This window comes from Holdemania massiliensis (assembly GCF_022440805.1).
GTDB lineage: Bacteria > Bacillota_I > Bacilli_A > Erysipelotrichales > Erysipelotrichaceae > Holdemania > Holdemania massiliensis_A.
In genome coordinates this window covers 3,355,028-3,372,414 of sequence record NZ_JAKNTK010000001.1, presented here as the reverse complement: position 1 = coordinate 3,372,414, position 17,387 = coordinate 3,355,028, and the positions used below count along the sequence as shown (strand labels likewise).

At 50.7% G+C, this 17,387-nt stretch carries 14 protein-coding genes; 8 read left to right on the top strand and 6 right to left on the bottom strand.

Annotated elements, in window-relative coordinates; translation table 11 throughout:
- Positions 1–214: 214 nt before the first annotated feature.
- From MCG46_RS15715 to MCG46_RS15705, 3 genes are all read right to left on the bottom strand, one after another.
- The gene (locus MCG46_RS15715) at positions 215–1,348 is read right to left on the bottom strand and encodes a PD-(D/E)XK nuclease family transposase (protein ID WP_240280810.1); all 1,134 of its coding nucleotides are present in this window, start codon (positions 1,346–1,348) and stop codon (positions 215–217) included.
- Between the two features lie 744 nt (positions 1,349–2,092).
- Complete coding sequence (locus MCG46_RS15710) at positions 2,093–2,386, bottom strand: GNAT family N-acetyltransferase (protein ID WP_240280809.1); 294 nt, start codon at positions 2,384–2,386, stop codon at positions 2,093–2,095.
- Positions 2,377–3,240, bottom strand: coding sequence for a LysR family transcriptional regulator (locus MCG46_RS15705; protein ID WP_240280808.1), 864 nt, complete (start codon positions 3,238–3,240; stop codon positions 2,377–2,379). The genes MCG46_RS15710 and MCG46_RS15705 overlap by 10 nt, the downstream gene beginning before the upstream one ends.
- A gap of 131 nt (positions 3,241–3,371) precedes the next feature.
- On the opposite strand from MCG46_RS15705, the gene MCG46_RS15700 reads away from it, so the two are divergent.
- The 6 genes from MCG46_RS15700 (at position 3,372) to MCG46_RS15675 (ending at position 10,251) form a co-directional block, all read left to right on the top strand.
- Positions 3,372–5,936 carry an FAD-dependent oxidoreductase gene (locus MCG46_RS15700; protein WP_240280807.1) on the top strand — a complete coding sequence of 855 codons (2,565 nt, stop codon included), beginning with the start codon at positions 3,372–3,374 and terminating at the stop codon, positions 5,934–5,936.
- On the top strand, positions 5,930–6,718 hold the full coding sequence (locus tag MCG46_RS15695) for a sirohydrochlorin cobaltochelatase (RefSeq protein ID WP_240280806.1): 789 nt from the start codon (positions 5,930–5,932) through the stop codon (positions 6,716–6,718). Before MCG46_RS15700 ends, MCG46_RS15695 begins: the two co-directional genes overlap by 7 nt.
- A 248-nt stretch (positions 6,719–6,966) precedes the next feature.
- A complete protein-coding gene (locus MCG46_RS15690; protein WP_240280805.1) occupies positions 6,967–7,980 on the top strand; it encodes an ABC transporter substrate-binding protein in 1,014 nt (337 codons plus the stop codon).
- The gene (locus tag MCG46_RS15685; protein ID WP_240280804.1) at positions 7,977–8,972 is read left to right on the top strand and encodes a FecCD family ABC transporter permease; all 996 of its coding nucleotides are present in this window, start codon (positions 7,977–7,979) and stop codon (positions 8,970–8,972) included. The genes MCG46_RS15690 and MCG46_RS15685 overlap by 4 nt, the downstream gene beginning before the upstream one ends.
- Positions 8,965–9,741, top strand: a complete 777-nt coding sequence (locus tag MCG46_RS15680) for an ABC transporter ATP-binding protein (protein ID WP_240280803.1) — start codon at positions 8,965–8,967, stop codon at positions 9,739–9,741. Before MCG46_RS15685 ends, MCG46_RS15680 begins: the two co-directional genes overlap by 8 nt.
- Positions 9,742–9,906: 165 nt before the next feature.
- Entirely contained in the window at positions 9,907–10,251 is a 345-nt protein-coding gene (locus MCG46_RS15675) for a hypothetical protein (RefSeq protein WP_240280802.1), read from the top strand.
- 294 nt (positions 10,252–10,545) lie between these two features.
- Here MCG46_RS15675 and MCG46_RS15670 read toward each other — a convergent pair whose 3' ends face one another.
- Genes MCG46_RS15670 through MCG46_RS15660 form a run of 3 tightly spaced genes read right to left on the bottom strand, consistent with a single transcriptional unit; the run spans position 10,546 to position 14,425 of the window.
- Positions 10,546–12,201 (bottom strand): ABC transporter ATP-binding protein, encoded by a 1,656-nt coding sequence (locus tag MCG46_RS15670; RefSeq protein WP_240280801.1) that lies wholly within the window; start codon positions 12,199–12,201, stop codon positions 10,546–10,548.
- The gene (locus MCG46_RS15665) at positions 12,188–13,948 is read right to left on the bottom strand and encodes an ABC transporter ATP-binding protein (protein WP_240280800.1); all 1,761 of its coding nucleotides are present in this window, start codon (positions 13,946–13,948) and stop codon (positions 12,188–12,190) included. Before MCG46_RS15665 ends, MCG46_RS15670 begins: the two co-directional genes overlap by 14 nt.
- A 3-nt stretch (positions 13,949–13,951) precedes the next feature.
- The gene (locus MCG46_RS15660) at positions 13,952–14,425 is read right to left on the bottom strand and encodes a MarR family winged helix-turn-helix transcriptional regulator (protein ID WP_240280799.1); all 474 of its coding nucleotides are present in this window, start codon (positions 14,423–14,425) and stop codon (positions 13,952–13,954) included.
- Between the two features lie 285 nt (positions 14,426–14,710).
- Here MCG46_RS15660 and MCG46_RS15655 point away from each other — a divergent pair, with 285 nt between their 5' ends.
- The gene (locus tag MCG46_RS15655) at positions 14,711–15,388 is read left to right on the top strand and encodes a copper homeostasis protein CutC (RefSeq protein ID WP_240280798.1); all 678 of its coding nucleotides are present in this window, start codon (positions 14,711–14,713) and stop codon (positions 15,386–15,388) included.
- Positions 15,389–15,722: 334 nt separating this feature from the next.
- The gene (locus MCG46_RS15650; RefSeq protein WP_240280797.1) at positions 15,723–17,129 is read left to right on the top strand and encodes a polysaccharide deacetylase family protein; all 1,407 of its coding nucleotides are present in this window, start codon (positions 15,723–15,725) and stop codon (positions 17,127–17,129) included.
- The last annotated feature ends 258 nt before the right edge of the window (positions 17,130–17,387 follow it).

Below are 17,387 nucleotides of genomic sequence, written 5' to 3'. Positions count from 1 at the left end.
ACGTTCATTCAGGCAAATACTTTTTACAAAGCAGACCTTCTTTTTTGTTAATCTAGCCGGCTCCAGCAACTTAAACTTATTCATCCTGATGTCAGAATCTTTCAAAGGTCGATCCATCAAATCTGAACTTACTTTCAAAGGATGAAAAGCATGTTGGATCTGTCTTTCGTATCTAAACCCAATTTCTTGGATTTAATTATACCAATTTGATACTTTATCGGGAAAGTACTGTTTCTGCAGCTCTACTATTCTGTTTTGTAATCGTTTGGATTTGATGGTGAAGATCCTGTGCTGTGTAGATTGTATCTATGACCTGAGTCAGTTCTAAGAGTGCTTGTTCATCTAAACTGTCAATCTGCTTCTCATTCTCTGTGCTGAGTTCCATCCGTTTTCCTAAAACCAGTTTAATCATGGTTCGTTGACCTTCAAGTTTTCCTTCAAGTTTTCCTTCAAGTTTTCCTTCAAGTTTTCCTTCAAGTTTTCCTTCGAGTTTACCTTCGAGTTTACCCTCGCGTTTGCCTTCAAGCCGACTTTCTGCGATTTCCAGTTCATAATCCAATTCATCAAACTTGGCTCTTAATCGAGCAAGCGCCAAACTTGTATCCCTTAAAAAATCCACTTTCTTTTCTTCCATCATCTTGATAATTTCCTCCTTCTCGACTAATTCATGAATGATGTTCTGTTTCTCTGCGACATGGCTGAACCGAAGCATGTAGTGAATTTTTTCTTCCATTTTCCATTCTTTAACGGGTTTGCTTTCCAATTCCTCTAATTTATCCATTTCTATCCAGAGGATCTGACATCGCTCATCCGGCAGACGTTTGCCCTTTTCTTCACTGAAGTATCGATAATGATGCAGATATCCATCCCATTCCTTCACTTGCGGACTCCGGTTGAGAATCATCAGCTGAACTACGGGATTAAATTCATAAAGATTGTCCGCATTGAGCTGGTCGGCAACGATTCGTGCCAAGTATCCCTGAGAGCGCAGCGATAAGCGCCGACCCATCTGATAATTCTGCATTTCTATGTTCACAAGCAGAATTTGACCTTTGTCATCCTCAACTTCGATAAGCAAATCGAAGCGCACGCCTTTTTCCCTTTCATAGGTTTTCATCGGTTCCGTATTTTTGATATCTGCTCGGACAACCTGGATATGAAACAGCGCTGATAAATAAGCAAATCGAATCTTTCTGGACTTTTCATCCTCACCACCCAGGGCAAAACGGAATACATCGTTTTCCCGAAAGTCAAGGGTGATTAAACGTTCACGAAGCTGATCTGGATGGAGGGAATACGGCAGGGATTGAAGCGATAAATCAGGGTAAGGAATTTTACTGATTTCCATTGAGAAAGACCTCCTTCATATCTAATATTGCGGAAAATCAGAAAAAGCCCCGCAAAAAACAGAAAAATGTTAAAAAAACTTTTCTGAGTTTGCTTTTCAATATTATAGTAGCTCAATTGAATCTGTTTTTCAATAAGCAAAAGCCCTTTTCTTGATGACTTCTTACTCATTTCGTGTCTAAATAGAGGTCATATAAAAGGAATAACAAGAGGACGCAGTTCACAAGCTTCTTTCTGAACTCTAGGTAGTGAATTATTATGGCACTAAATAATTATCCACTCCCTGAAGCTTAGAAAGAGCCAAATTAGATCTGAACTTTCATTTTCTTTATATTTAGGCAGAAAAGAAAAATCTGATTCCTATTCTATAAAATAAGATAATTAGACTATCTAACTATTTGAATTAGAAGGTCTACGTTTTCACTGAGAGAACATGGCGGAGCATCGATCATTGGGCTGTATGCAGCCGGGGAACTGATCAATGGCAAGTATTTCAATCAGGTCTATGTTTCCGGTGATGCTCAGCTGCTGTGCACGGATTCCGGAATCCTGGCTGGAGCGGAAGCGGCGGCTTACGCTTTAGCTGAATAAGCATGACTTTATTAACAAGCTGATAAAAAAGAAGCCTTTGTCTGGCAGTACGGAATCCAGACAGCGGCTTCTTTTCGTTGCAGAAATTAAATGGAAAGCAGGATTTGTGAGGGAGAAAGACTGAACTTATCAGGCCGAGTTCAGAAAGGCCTTGCTACTTCTGCTTCAGTTCCATGCGGTAAAAACTGCCGGGTCCCAAATGCGTCGTCATCTGGAATGTTTTTGTCATCATAAACCCCGCTTTTTCATAGCACCGAATCGCCCGCTGGTTCCACGTCCGGACTTCCAGATACAAAGATTTCTTAGGCCAGCGTTGTTTTGCGATGACGATGGCTTCACGGGTTATTGCCGTTCCCAGACCTTGAGAACAAGCCTGCGGATGAACACCGCTCCCAAAGAAAATGGCATCGGACTCCTCCAATAAATTAACGAAGCCGATCAACCGCATGAGGCCGGTGGGAAAATTTCGTCGATTAAGCGGTCGGCATGCGTCTGTTTTAAGTAGACGAAATTGAATTCCCGCTGTTCGCTGAGACCATCCAGCTTAAAGGTGGTAATGTCGGGATGACCGTCTGCCACAGCGGAATAGGCAAAGGAAATCCCCAGGTTTTCACTGACCATGCGGACGATTAAGGCGAAGTTGTTGACGCAGATCACCCGGCCGATCTGATTCAGGGCGAAGCCGCATTCCTGAAACGACTTCTCAAAAATAGCCCGGGTTCCCGATCCGATTTCCCGCAGGATCACGCTTTGATCTGCCAGCTCCTCACATTGAACCTGACGTCCGGCAAACGGATGAGTGCGGTGGCACATCCCGACAAACGGAGCGGCTTCAAAGCAGCGGTAGGCATACCGGCTTTTGTCAAAGCTGCCCTCGACGAGAGCGAAATCCAGTTCTTCCTGATCCAGCCGGTGAAGCAGCTGCTGCGTATTTTCCACGACAACCTCTAAAGTTCGGTCAGGTCGTTTTAAAAACCGGCACAGGTCTTCACCGATGATGAATTCGCCGATTGTTTTGGTCGCTCCGATGCGGATGCTTAAGATCTTGGGGGCCGATAATTCCTGCCGCATCCGCTGATCGTTATACATCGCGACGCGTGCATATTCCGCCAGCTTTTCCGCTTCCGGCGTGCGGGATAAACGGCTGCCGTCATAGGTAAACAGACGGCAGCCATATTCACGCTCCAAAGCATGAATCTGTTGGGTGACGGCTGGCTGACTCAGCTTCAGCTGTTCGGCGGTGCGACGGTAATTCATCAGCTCATAGAGCGTTAAAAATGTGGGAATGCGATAATCAATCATGGTTTCACCTCATAAGAAAAACGAATCAGCAGATAAGTATTAACAATTTTCTTTTATTATAGCGCCTATGCTATAATTTTACAATGTGAGGGGCTTAACAATATCGTAAGTCCCGCAAGGAGGAAATAGGAATGAAAGTAATCGTGATCGGCGGCGTTGCGGCAGGGACCAAAGCTGCGGCGAAGATCAAACGGCAGGATCGCAGTGCTGAGGTCAAAATTCTGACCAAGGGCAGCGATATCTCCTATGCTGGCTGCGGCCTTCCGTATTATGTCGGAGGTCTGATTGAAAGCCGGGAACAACTGATTGTCAACACCCCAGAAAAGTATACCGGGCTGACGGGAGTGGAAGTCGTCACCGGCTGTGAAGTCACCGGCGTCGATTTTTCGGCGAAGACGCTGACCGCTCAGCAGGCAGGTCAGACGACAACGGAAACTTATGACAAACTGGTGATTGCGGTCGGGGCAGCTCCGATTGTGCCATCTGTACCGGGGGCAGATCTGCCGGGCGTCTTTACGATGCGGACGCCGCAGGATGCGATTGATTTAAGAACAGCGATTGAACAGCCGCATTGCCATAGTGCCGTGGTGGTTGGCGCCGGCTTTATCGGCCTGGAAGTCGCCGAGAATTTAAAAGCTCAGGGTTTATCCGTGACGGTGATCGATGCGGCTGATCAAATTCTGCCGAACCTCTTTGACCCAGAGATGGCAGAGCTGGCTCGCCGCCGTCTGCGTCAGGCAGGGATCCGTGTATTGACGAATACGCCGCTGAGTGCCGTTACCGGAACAGAACGGGCGGATGGTGTTATGGCCGGAGGCAGCCGCATCAGTGCGGATCTGGTTGTCTTGGCTATTGGTGTTCGTCCGGCAACCGCTTTCTTAGCTGACAGCGGATTAACGATGGTCAAGGGTGCGATCGTGGTCGATGAAAGAATGCGCACGAATATTCCGGATGTCTATGCCGCTGGGGACTGTGTGATCGTTGCCAACCGCCAGACGCATCAGCCGCAGGTTTCAGCGATGGGTTCGACGGCCAACATCACCGGCCGGGCATTGGCTTGTACCCTGACCGGAACACCGACAACGTACGAAGGCTGCTTCGGCACCGGCGTTGTGCGGTTATTGGAAGGATTGAATGCCGGGCGTACCGGTTTAACCGAAGCACAGGCACGGAAAGCGGGTTATGATCCGGAAACTGTCGTTTGTGCCGGGGATGACAAAGCTCACTATTACCCAGGTTCTTCGTTCTTCATCACCAAACTGATCGCGGATCGGGTTAGTCATAAACTTCTGGGAATTCAGGTGTTGGGCAGCGCGGTTGATAAAATGGTCGATGTCGCGGTGACCGGCCTGGCTGCCGGCATGACGTTAGAAGCCTTTAATGATCTGGACTATGCCTATGCGCCGCCGTTCTCCACAGCGATTCATCCGTTTGCTCAAGCTTGTCTGGTTTTGGAAAACAAGCTGTCCGGCGTGATGACGTCGATGACCCCGGCTGAATATGCCGCCGGCGCAGCCGCAGGCTATCAGGTTCTCGATGTGCTGCCGCAGCCGACAATTCCAGGCGCGAAGTGGATCGATCTGGCCAAGCTGGACGGTCCGATTGAAGGCATTGAGCGCGACGCGAAATTGTTGTTGGTCTGCAACCGCGGACGTCGGGCTTATGTCCTGCAGAACCGTCTGCAGCATTACGGCTATACACAGACGAAGGTACTGGAGGGCGGAGTGACTGTGAATGAAGTGAAGGTTCAGTTTGCCGGCTCAGCCTTGCCGCCGGATGAAATCAAACGGGTCAAGGGTTTGGGCTGTCTGCAGGATAAGCGCTATCCGGATCGTTTCAATGTCCGTGTCATCACCCGCAACGGTAAGATTACCAGTGAGGAACAGCGTAAAATTGCGGAAGCGGCGGAGCTGTACGGCAGCGGAGAAGTCACGATGACTACCCGTCTGACGCTGGAAATTCAGGGTGTTCCGTATGCCAATCTGGATGCCCTGATGACGTATCTGAATGAAGCCGGTTTAGAAACCGGCGGCACCGGATCCAAGGTTCGTCCGATTGTTTCCTGCAAAGGCACAACCTGCCAATACGGTCTGGCGGATACCTTTGAACTGAGCCAGAAACTTCATGATCTGTTCTATATTGGTTATCATAATGTCGTTTTGCCGCATAAATTCAAGCTGGCAGTCGGCGGCTGTCCAAACAACTGCGTCAAGCCGGATCTGAATGACTTGGGCATCGTCGGCCAGAGGATTCCGGAAGTCGATCTGTCGAAGTGCCGCGGCTGTAAGGTGTGCCAGATTGAGAAAACCTGCCCGATCGGCGTAGCGAAGCTGGTTGACGGCAAGCTGCAGATCGACGCTGAACAATGCAATCATTGCGGCCGCTGCGTATCGAAGTGTCCGTTTAAAGCAATTGAAGAAAGCACTTATGGCTATAAGGTTTACATCGGCGGCCGTTGGGGCAAGAAGGTGGCCGAAGGCAAGCCGCTGTCCCGGATTTTCACCAGTGAGGAAGAAGTGCTGGCCTTAGTGGAACGAGCGATTCTGTTCTATCGTGACGAAGGCATCACCGGTGAGCGGTTTGCCGATACGATCGCGCGGTTAGGCTTTGACTATGTGGAAGAAAAACTGCTGAACGGTTCGATTGACAAGGAAAGTATTTTGAAGAAGACGGTTGTCGGCGGAGCGAAGTGTTAAAAAGACCGGATGCTCTGTTGACCGTAGCGTTTGGAACCGCTGAGGTTCAGCGCTTTGACCGCTGTTTTGCGGCGCTGCATCAGACGGCGGTTCAGCGGTTTGTTGGCTTGACCTCCGAAATGGCGCTGACCAGTCCGCGGATTCAGGCGAAATTAGCACGGCAGGGAATGGCGCTGCCATTGGTTGAGGAAGCCCTGGCGAGCCTTCAGGCAAGCGGGTGTCGCCGTGTTGTGGTGTGGAGTCTGTTCTTTGCCAACGGGAAAGAATGGGAAAAGCTGGGCGCTCAGATCGCGTCATGGCGATCCTGCTTTGATGAACTGATTCTGACCCCACCGCTTCTGATGCATTCTTTGACAGCCTGTGCACAGACCTTAAGCAAGCTGTTCCCCGTATCAGAAACGCCTAGAATCTTGTTGGGGCATGGTCAAAGTCAGGGCTGCAATGATGATTATTCCGCTTTGCAGCAGGTCTTAGATGATCTGCACCGATCTGATTTGCGGATTGCGTTGCTGCATGGCGAGCCGAGTCTGATGCAGAGTATGAACGCTTTGCGCATGGAAGGCTGCCGATCGGCTTCGCTGAACTTTCTAATGCTGTGCGCCGGACATCATGCCGCAGAAATCAGCGCATCGGTTCAGGATTTAACATCGGAAGGGGCTTCCCTGAGCTTGGATATTTCGTCGATGGAGCTGGGCGCCTGTCCTGACTTTCAGCAATTGTTTTTAACCCAGCTGGATCAGGTACTGTCTTCACCGCCGGTCATTTCAGATTTTATTCTTTAATTAATCATCAATCAGGAAACAGTCATTTCAGACTGTTGTACTTACGAAAACAGATTTGCCATCCTGCATGTCAGGTCAAGGGCCTTAAAATAATCTTCGTGAGTTAAAAGCATTTTGGAATCGTAATCAGGACAGAACTCGCTGCGGCCCAAACCGTAGTGTACAGACGTCCTGTTTTACGCCAAGATCGCAGATATTTCCCGGAACCCCAATCGGATCCGGAAGTGAAAACACAGGAGGAGAAAAGAATGCGCAAAAGACCTGACATTTTTATGTGGAAGAACCATAAAACCTGGACAAGAATGGGACTTGTCCTGATCTTATTGATCGGTGCCGCCGGCTGCAGTGCATCCCCCAAACCGCAGTCCTCATCGACACCCAAGACCGAGGAGGTACAGCCGCTGACCTTCACCGATGCGATGGGCAGAGAAATCACGCTGCCGCAGACGCCGCAGCAAACCGCCGTTCTGTTTTCTTCCTATGCCCAGCTGTGGAAGTTAGCGGGAGGGGAGATTGCGGTAACCGTCGGGGACAGTGTCAAACGTGGTTTTGCCGAGGCAGATACGCCGCTTGTGGATGATGGCGCGGGGTTAAAGATTGATGCGGAACAGCTGATCGCTCAGCAGCCGGACTTCGTGATCGCTTCGGCGGATATGGGGGCGCAGGCTGAAATCTGCGAACAACTCAACGGCTACGGTATCCCCAGTGCCGCTCTGAAAGAAGAAAGCTTTGCCGATTATCTGACCTTGCTGAAGCTGTTCACTGAGATTACCGGTAATCTCCAGGCTTACCAGACCTATGGTGAGGATGTGGCAAAGCAGGTGGATGAAGTGCTGGCGCAGGTGGCTGAGGTCCGGACTGGACAGGAGCCGATCTCCGTATTGTTTGTCCGCGCGGGTTCAGGCTATTCCGCAACCAAAGCCAAGACGGCGAAGGATCATTTTGTCGGTCTGATGCTGGAGGAGCTGGGTGCTGTGAACATCGCGGATGAAGCCGGAGCTTTATCCGAAGGCCTTTCCTTGGAAAGCGTTCTGATGAATCAGCCGGATGTGATTTTGATCGTACCGCAGGGCAATGAGGAAGCCGCGCGGGCTTACATGGACGGCCTGCTTCAGGAAAGCGGCTGGCGGGATCTGGAAGCGGTGAAAAACGGCCGCTGTGCTTATCTGGAAAAGGATCTGTTCCATTACAAGCCAAATGAGCGCTGGGCGGAAGCTTACCGCATTTTAGCCGGATTGTTGTATCCGGAAAGCTTTTCATGAAGTTGATGCAGAAACGGTTTTTACTGCCGTTTCTCTTTCTGCTTTTGATCGGTCTGGGCTTTTGCGGTCTGATCTTGGGCAGCGCCCGGTTTTCTTTTGAAGAAGTTCGAGCAGCGTTGGGATCTGGCGGCGATCCGATGATCCGGCTGATCGTGCTGCAGCTGCGCTTGCCGCGGGTCGTTGGGGCGATGCTGGCAGGATGCGGGTTGGCGGTATCGGGTCTGCTTTTACAAAGTGCGACTGGCAATGATCTGTGTTCGCCCAACATCATCGGCGTCAATTCGGGAGCGGGGCTGGCGGTCATGGTCATGCTCTGCCTGTTTCCGATGGCCTTTGCGGGACTGCCGCTGGCGGCGTTTGCCGGGGCGCTGGCGACAACTTTGCTGGTGCTGGGAATTTCGGTCAGTGCGGGCGGACATCAGTCCCGTTCTACGGTGCTGTTGGCGGGGGTGGCTGTCAGTTCGCTGTTCAGTGCCGGCATCTCCTTTTTGTCGCAGCTGTTTCCGGACGCGCTGGCTTCCTATTCGGCGTTTTCGGTTGGCGGCTTCTCCGGGGTAAAGCCGGCGGATCTGACGCTGCCGTCGCTGATCATTCTGGGCGGTGTGGCAGCGGCCTGGATCTTAGCGCCCCAGCTGAATTTGCTTTGCCTGGGTGACGAAATTGCCGCTTCTCTGGGAGTTCGGGTCAAGACCCTGCGGCTGATTTCTTTAATCTTAGCCAGCGCGCTGTGTGCGGCCGTGGTGACCTATGCGGGGCTGTTAGGGTTTGTTGGTCTGATCGTTCCGCATCTGGCGCGCCGGCTGGTCGGTCATGATCTTCGGATTTTAGTTCCGGTCTCTGCTTTGACCGGCGCCAATTTAGTCGTGCTGTCCGACCTGGCTGGACGCACCCTGTTTTCCCCGGCTGAGCTGCCGGCGGGAATTTTCCTGGCGATGCTGGGAGCTCCGTTTTTCCTGCTGATTCTGTATCAGCGGCGAGGCCGATATGCTTGAGGCGCGCAAAGTCAGTCTGCGCTTAGGCGCAAAGTCCATTTTAAGGAATGTTGATTTTAAGGCTGAGCCAGGTCAGATCACCGTGCTTCTCGGCCGCAACGGCAGCGGCAAGACTTCTCTGATGCGCTGTCTGGCACAAACGCAGACACGCTGGAGCGGTGAGATTCTGATCGAAGGTCAGTCCCTGCGTAAACTGGACGCCAAAACCCGTGCCCAGAGAATTGCGCTGATGCCGCAGGTTCTGCCGCGTCCGCCGATTACGGTGCGTACGCTGACGGCTTTTGGCCGCCAACCGTATTTAGGCATGAGTGGACGACTGAGTGAAGCAGATGCGCAGCGGGTTGATTCCGCGCTGAAACAGGCGGCCATTGCTGGGCATGCGGAAGATCTGGTGTGCCATTGTTCAGGTGGTGAACGTCAGCTGGCTTATTTCTCCCTTTTGTTGGCGCAGGATACGCCGGTTGTGCTGCTGGACGAGCCGACAGCGAGTTTGGACATGGAATACCGGCAAGTGGTTTATGCGCTGCTCAGACAGATGAAAGCCGCGGGGAAAACGGTAGTTCTGATCCTGCATGAGCTGGCCGATGCCCTAGAGCTGGCCGATCAGGTGTGTGTTATGGATCAGGGCGAAATGGTTTTCACTGGATCAGCTTCAGCTTTTTTGTCCAGCCGCATCCCGCAGTCGATCTTCGGGGTATGTCCCAAAACGGTGCGTGACGAAAAGGGTGCCGAATACATCCTCTTTGTACCGCTTGATCAGACAAAATAAGAAAAGGATAAAGAAATCTGTTGATGAATCGGACAGGAAGACCGCGGCCATTCGCTGCGCAAACTCACGTCGGATTCATTTTTCTTTTCTATCATTTCTTTTCAATTATTTCCATTCGCTGCAATGAACGCTATAATTGAATTGAGTAAAGCAAGAGGAATCAACATGAATGCGGATCAGAAAGAACTTGATAATCGAGTGAAAAAGATGGGAGTGAACAGCACGATTCTCTATCAGGGCAAAGTGTATAAGGCGAATGACGAGCTAAAAAAGCTGTTAAGGAAAAGGACTTATGTCGGTCTTATAATCATTTTCGTGATTTCCTTCGTAATCGCCAATGTGATCCATTCTCCCTTAAATCACAATCGGATTCTTGTCATCCTGATCAGTTTTCTTTTAATCCTGCTGGTTGGCCCGCTGCTTGATTTCTATATAAAACATATTTTTCCGGAAAATCTGCTCAATTACTTAATCCCGATCGACGGACAGGATCAAGAGACGAAGGAATAAGTCTAAGATCAAAAGAGGAAAAATCAAAGCCAGATTGAATGAGAAAATTTCTTCAACCTGGCTTTTGGGTTATAGTTGAATCTGTAAGTTAAGGAACTTTTGAGGGGCAGAAAGGCTTGACGAGAGATCAGAGAATCCCGAAAACCTCGAAAATGTGTAATATCAGCAGGGTAGAAAACCTCGAAAACGTGTTATTCGGTATTTGAAAACAGAACTGTGGAAATATTGCTGCTCAGATTTTTATATCAGGTATAGAAGTGGATCGGATCAGGCTTGCCCCTGATCCTTTTCTTATCATCCAATCGTGATCAAACGGCCGGTTTTGCTTTGCTGATAAAGCCGATGGGAGATGGAAAGAACGGTGCGGTTCGCCGAAGCTTTTTGCAGGGCTTCCATCACCAGGGCTTCTGTGCCGCTGTCTAAGTTGGCTGTGATTTCATCCAGAAGCAGAATCCGCGGGTTGGCCGCAATCGCGCGGGCAATCGCCAGAAGCTGAATCTGCCCTTGCGAAAAGAGGGCTGGATTCCAAGGGGTAGCATATCTCTGCGGCAGCTTTTCAATGACGCTTGCCAGACCGACAAGCTCCGCAGCTTCGATGATCTGCTGATCCGTTATGGCTGCATCAAACAGGGAAATCTGATCGCCGACCGTACCGTCGGCAGGATGCAGCGTTTGTTCTACATAGCCGAATAAACGACGCTTCTGACTGTCGCTGAGCTGATCGGCTGGCTGCCCAGCAATCTCAATCGTGCCTTGCTGGGGTGCATACAGGCCCAGAATAAGTCTGAAGATCGTACTTTTTCCAGCTCCGGTGCGGCCGATCAGTGTGACGGTTTCACCGCTGTTGATGCAGAACGAAAGATCTTTCAGAACTGGTTCTTCGGGCTGATAGCCAAAGGTGACGTGACTGAGCGACAAGACCGGCTGAGTCAGATTAGCGGCAGATAGATCCAGCTGTTGTGTTGGCAGGATCCGCTCAGGCTGCTGGAAGAAGCTTTCGATTCGTTCTATGCCCGCGACGGCGGACTGAATATTCTCGATTTCCATGCCGATGTTTTCCAGCGGGGTAAAGATCTTGCCGACATAAGCAATGACGGCCACGGCGGAGCCGACCGACATCCCGAACAGCTGCTGCATATTTCCGGAAAGCGAGGCCAGCACCATCATCACAGCGATCACAGCACTGCTGCTGAAAACGATGATCGGCGAATACACGGAATCATAAAAGTTGGCCTTTTCCAGACTCTGATAGCTTGTCTGCAAGTGCTTGTCATAGCGCTCTTCCATATAATTCTGTTTGTTGAACGTCCGGATCATCCGCAGACAGCGCAGGGTCTCCGGAACTGCGTTGTTGACCTGGGCGATTGCGGAGCGGTGCGTCTGTTGTGCTTTAAGCATGCGTTTTTGAAAATGCCGGGTTAAGGCAAATAACAGCGGCGTGATCGCCAAAAGCAGAAATCCCAGGCCAAGGCTGCGGGTAAAGATCATCGCACCGATGCCGATCATTTTTAAAGCGTCGGCAGCCATGCTGAGAACGCCGTTGTCAAACAGCGCACTGAGGGCCTCAACGTCGTTGACAAACAGGGAAACCGTCTTGCCGGCTTGCTGTTGGGTAAAGTAGGAAGCTGGCAGAAGCTGGATTTTGGCGCAGAGATCCTGGCGAACCTGTCGGGTGATCTTCTGACCGATCAGGGTGATCAGCACGGTCTGCAGCGATTCCAATATGCCTGCCAAAGCGAGAAAGATGAAGTACGCGAAAGCCAGAGAGAATAGAACTGCCTGACCGGTAGTCAATTGGTTGATGACGCGCTCCAGCACCAGCGGCGGAACCAAAGCAACTGCGGTTCCCGCCAAGATCACGCCCGCCAACATCAAAACAAGCAGCCAGTTTCGGCGCAGGACCGTGACAACACTGCGGCGCAGATGAAGTTTCAGTTCAGTGGGATTCATTAGTCTTCTCCTCCTTTCGCTGTTGTTTTTCAAATAGCTGGGCGTAGGCTGAATTGGTCTTCAGCATCGCTTCATGGCTGGATACCTGTACCTTCTCCTGACTTAGCCAGAGAATTTGATCGAAGTCTGGAAAATGCGTCAGCCGGTGGGAGATCAGAAAGACAATACGATCCTGGGCTAGCATCCGCAGCTGCTGCAGAATTTCTGCTTCTGTGGCAGGATCCACGGCTGAAAACGGATCATCAAGAATGATCAGCGGCCGGGATCGGGCCAGCGTGCGGGCCAAAGCTAAGCGCGCCTGCTGACCCCCGGAAAGACGTGAGCCTTGTGCGCCGATGAATGTCTGGACTCCCTGCGGCAGAGCGTTGACTTCTTCGGATAAAGCGACGGCGGTTAACCAGGGCTGGCAGTCAAACGCTTCACCCAGGGTAATATTTTCCGCAATCGTATCGCTGAGCAGCTGCGGATCATGCCCGGCATAAGCGACAAGCTGACTGAGCTGAGCGTTGTTTTGTTCTGCGAGATCCAGTCCGTTGATGAAGATGCGACCGGTATAGTCCTGCTCGCCTAAAAATAACCGGCCGAAAGTGGACTTTCCGCAGGCCAGCGGCCCGGTAATGCCGATGATTTCTCCTGCTTGGGCTTTGAAAGAAACATTGGAAAAAAGCGGTGGTTGGTGAGGATAGGCAAAGCTGAGCTTTTCCACGCTCAGTGAAGCTGGAGCGGTAAACGCGTCGAGCTGCGCTTCCGGGACAGAAACCGGCTGCAGCTGCAGCTGAATCCGCTGCCAGGAAACGCGGGCTTTCTGAACGGCATTGAACAGCTTGGCCGCATGCGAGCTTTTTAACGCCAGCCGTGAAAAACAGGCCAGATACGTTGTGAACGCTGCGATATCCCAGACAGCCCAACCCTGACCCAGAACATTCTGCGCGCCGCGGATCAGCACAAACAGCACGCCGGTCATGGCGATGACGTTGTACAGCGGCTGCATCGCGTTTTCCCAAGCGCTGGAAACCACGGCATTTTTCTCCACTTGCGCCAACTGACTGGTGTAGGCTTCATCACGCTGGGCTTCGCAGCCGAATACGCGGTAGGTCAGAGCGTTGGTCACTCGGTCAAGGGCCATGCCGTTGAGCCGGCTGACACTGTTTTTGTAAGCGGCGCTGCTGCGGGTGATCGGTCTTTTCAGCCGCTGAGCCAGAAGATAAGCCAGCGGTGTGAAAAGACAGGCCAACAGCGTCAGCCGGGCATCGTAATACCATAACATGCCTAAGTAGGCGATCATGACAACCCCGGTGTCAAAGATTTCCGTTGTGAATTTGCGGATGCCCTCCGCACAGGCGTCGACATCGCCGATCGCTTTGGTCATTAGACTTCCGGCTTCATCAAGGCCAAGAACGGCCGGATTTTGATAAACTAGATTGCGGTACAGCACCCGGCGCATCGAACGGGCGGTGTTGTTGGCGAGCCGGCGAACCCAAAAGCGCTTGAGGCAGCGGGAGCCTTGGACAAGCAGGATTACGGCTAAATACAAGCCTGCCAGATTGACCATATCCCCGACGGTCTTCTCCTTGGCCATAACGGCGATCAGACATTGAGCCAGCTGACCCTCAAAAAACGGTCCGGCCGTTAAGCCGACGTTGTAAAGAATACCGGACAGGGCGATCCCTGCCAACACGGCGGAGTTGGATAAGAAATAAGTGCTCAGCCGATCCGGCCGGCGGTTCACCTTGGAAGCGCGGAACATCCGTTATTGCCCCTGCTTCTGCCTTAGCCGCTCGGACAGATGCGCAAAATTAGCTTGACTTTCAGCCTTGCTGTGAAGATAAAGCCGGTTGAGCAGGGCGGCGAACAAGTCAGCTTCATGCTCATTGAATTCTTCCAGCAGCCACGCATAAACCTCAGCTTCAATGGCCGCCTTGGATTGCTTCAGCTGATCGGCTTTTGGCGTTGCCGTTAAGCACTGAGCCCGTTTGTCTTGAGGACTGGGGGTTCGGATGAGATAGCCTTTCTGTTCCAGATTGGCAGCCCGGCGTGCACAGGCTCCTTTGTCAATGCCCAGCACACTGCGGACGCCGGCTTGAGTAATTCCCGGATTCTTCCGCACAACATGGATGAAATCCAGTTCGGCTGCCCCGATTCCTTCAGCCTTTAATGTGCGGGTCGTAAACTTGCTGACCTCGCGGGCAATTTTGGTGATCTGACGCGCTGTTTTATCCTTCATGAGTAATTCCTCCTTCACGGTTTGATGATTATGGATGATGGTACATCTATTTATATGATAGTACATCTATATTCTGAGATCAAGCTTGAAATCGATGAAAATAATGGCACTGTCAAGAATCGATGAATCCGGGACTGTCTATGCCGTCTGCATCCAAACTGGCTGCAGGAGTTTAGCGAATGATCAGAAGCCGAGAAGGGAATGACATTGGATAAAAAATTCATAAAAATATATTTAACAACGAATAAAAAGTGATAGAATAGAAGCAGAAAGAGAGGTACAACAATGCGACTAGAAATTGTGACCACCACCCTTGACGAAACGCTGCTGGCAGCGCAGGCCGGCGCCGACCGCGTGGAACTGGTCAGCGGCATTACGGAAGGAGCGCTGACGCCAACCTGGGGTTCGGTCAAAGGGGTTCATGATCATGCTCCAATCCCAGCCTACTGCATGATCCGCCCGCATGCCCATGGCTTTGTTTATTCCGAAAATGACGTAGCGGAGATGATTGCGGATATCCAAAATCAGCGGGGATTGGCTGATCACTTCGTGCTGGGCTGTCTGACACCGGAGAAAACGATTGACGAAGCCGTTCTGAAACAGCTTGTTGAGGCCTGCGGTGATACGCCGATTGTTTTCCACAAGGCCTTTGATCAGACCAAAGATCAGAAAGCAGCACTGCAGACATTAGCCCGTTATCCGCAGATCCAACGTGTTTTAAGCAATTATCAGGCTGTGGATTTAGTGCAGGAAATTGACCGTGTTCAGGAAATGATGAACTATGCCGCTTCCTTAGGCATCAAGACGACGTTTGCGGGCGGCATCAATCAGGAAAGCATTCAGATTTTAAAGACGATCGGCGCCGAAGACGTACATATTTCCAGCGCTGCGCGGATTGACGGACTGGCTAAGAATCAGCTGGATGCTGAGCGTATCCAAAATTTCCGCAGGCTCTGCGACTAAACAACGCCTCATCATAAGTGGGAGAATTCTACAAGATTCTCCTGTTTTTTTATCGCTGCCGACTTAATTGTTGAAGTGTTGAAGTAAGCAGCTTTTGATTCATGACGGAAGCCGTCATGAATTTGTAAGACTTCGTAAAGTCGTTGTCATTGAGTTCTTTTGTTATTTTAGCTAAAATGAACATACAGACAGTTCGGGATATGAAAAATGTCTGATCGGCCGCAATGCGGACTACAATAAAAAAGAAAGATAAAAATTTAAACTTTTGAAGAGCTTCAATGATCTTATATAAGGGTAGGCATTTTCTACCGTACTGAAAGGACAACACAAGCCAATGAAAACACAGAGAAGAAAAAGAAGCCGTCGGATCAATAAAGGCAATCTGGCGATCCTGATGGTGATCGCGGTTGCTGCTTTGGCCTTGATCGCCGCTGGCGGGGCCTGGCTGTTATCCAATCGAGAGCCGGCGTTTATGAAGTCGAAAACCGCTTCCTCAGAAGTGCTGAAGGATAAAAGCAAAGATGTTCTGTTAGCGGTCTATTATCCGCAAAGTGAAGACAGTACATTTCTTGCGGCCTTGTCACAGAATGCGGAAAATATTTTTAATGATCTGAAAACGCAGACAGATGGATATCAAAAAGAAAAGAAACCGCTGATGATCAAGGCAGATTATCAGATGAATGTGACTCAGGATCGATATGTTTCGCTGGAATATACAATTGCCCGCAATGAAAATGAAACGGTAGAAGAACGGCAGCAGGCTTACTTCTATGATTTAGCTGAGCATCAATGGATTGAAGCTTCGTCTTTGCTGGATGAAGCGGCGCTGAAATGGCTGGCGGCCAATCTGCGTGTTCAGCTGAAAAATGATGAGAATACCCAAGCGGCGGCCTATACGCTGCCGGTGATTGAAGCAACCGCGTGGGATTCTGGCAATTATTCTAATTTCACGCTGAAAGACGGCATGCTGATCTTTAACTTTCCGGCCGGGATGGTGAGCGAGAAGGCTTATCGTTGGGAATTCCCGATTTCCAATCTAGGCGAACATTTCCTGCTGGATGTGGGACAGGGCAGGCTTCCGGAAAACAACGTGCGGATCCCACCGCGCTTGATTGATCCGGATAAGCCGATGGTTGCGCTGACTTTTGACGATGGGCCGCATCCGACCAACACGCCTCAGCTGCTGAATCTTCTGCAGCATTACGATGGGGCTGCGACGTTCTTCATGCAGGGAATGCGGGTGGAGAAATATCCGGAAACGACATTAATGGTCATCAATTCCGCCAGTGAGGCCGCTTCTCATTCCTATAACCACCCGAAGCTGACCAAGCTGAAGGGTGATAATCTGCTGTTCCAGCTGAACCGGACAACTGAACTGGTGCAGGAGCTGACCGGCTGGCAGGTTACGATCAAGCATTTCCGTCCGCCGTATGGTGCGTCCAATGCCTTGGTTAAGGAAAACTCTGCTTATCCGCTCATCATGTGGGGCATTGATACGATGGACTGGAAGACCTTGGATCCTGTTCAGACGGTGGACAATACGATGGCTTCAGTCAAGGATGGAGCGATTGTTCTGATGCATGACATTCATGCTGAAACGGTAACAGCCGTGGAAGCACTGCTCCCCAAGCTGATTGAAGCAGGGTATCAGCTGGTCAGTGTCGATGAAATGCTGAATGCCAAGGGCGTGGAGGTTTACAACGGCCAGCGTGTATACAGCGCGTATGATATCAAGGATTGAGGCCGTTTACAATGGAAGCTGAGCTTAATCAGACAGCGGGTATAAAAATCCGCTGTTTCTTTTTTTTGATTTGTTCAGAATAAGAAACAGGCACGATTAGAAAATAGAGGAGGACGCTGAAACTCAAGGCTTAAGCGAATCAAGTATAAAAAAAGAAGTTTTGCGATCGGAAGATGCAAAACTCCGCTGAGCGGGATTCAGGATTGGGGACGCCTTTCTGCGTCAGACGGTCTGGCCCATCATGGCTGATGTGCGGGT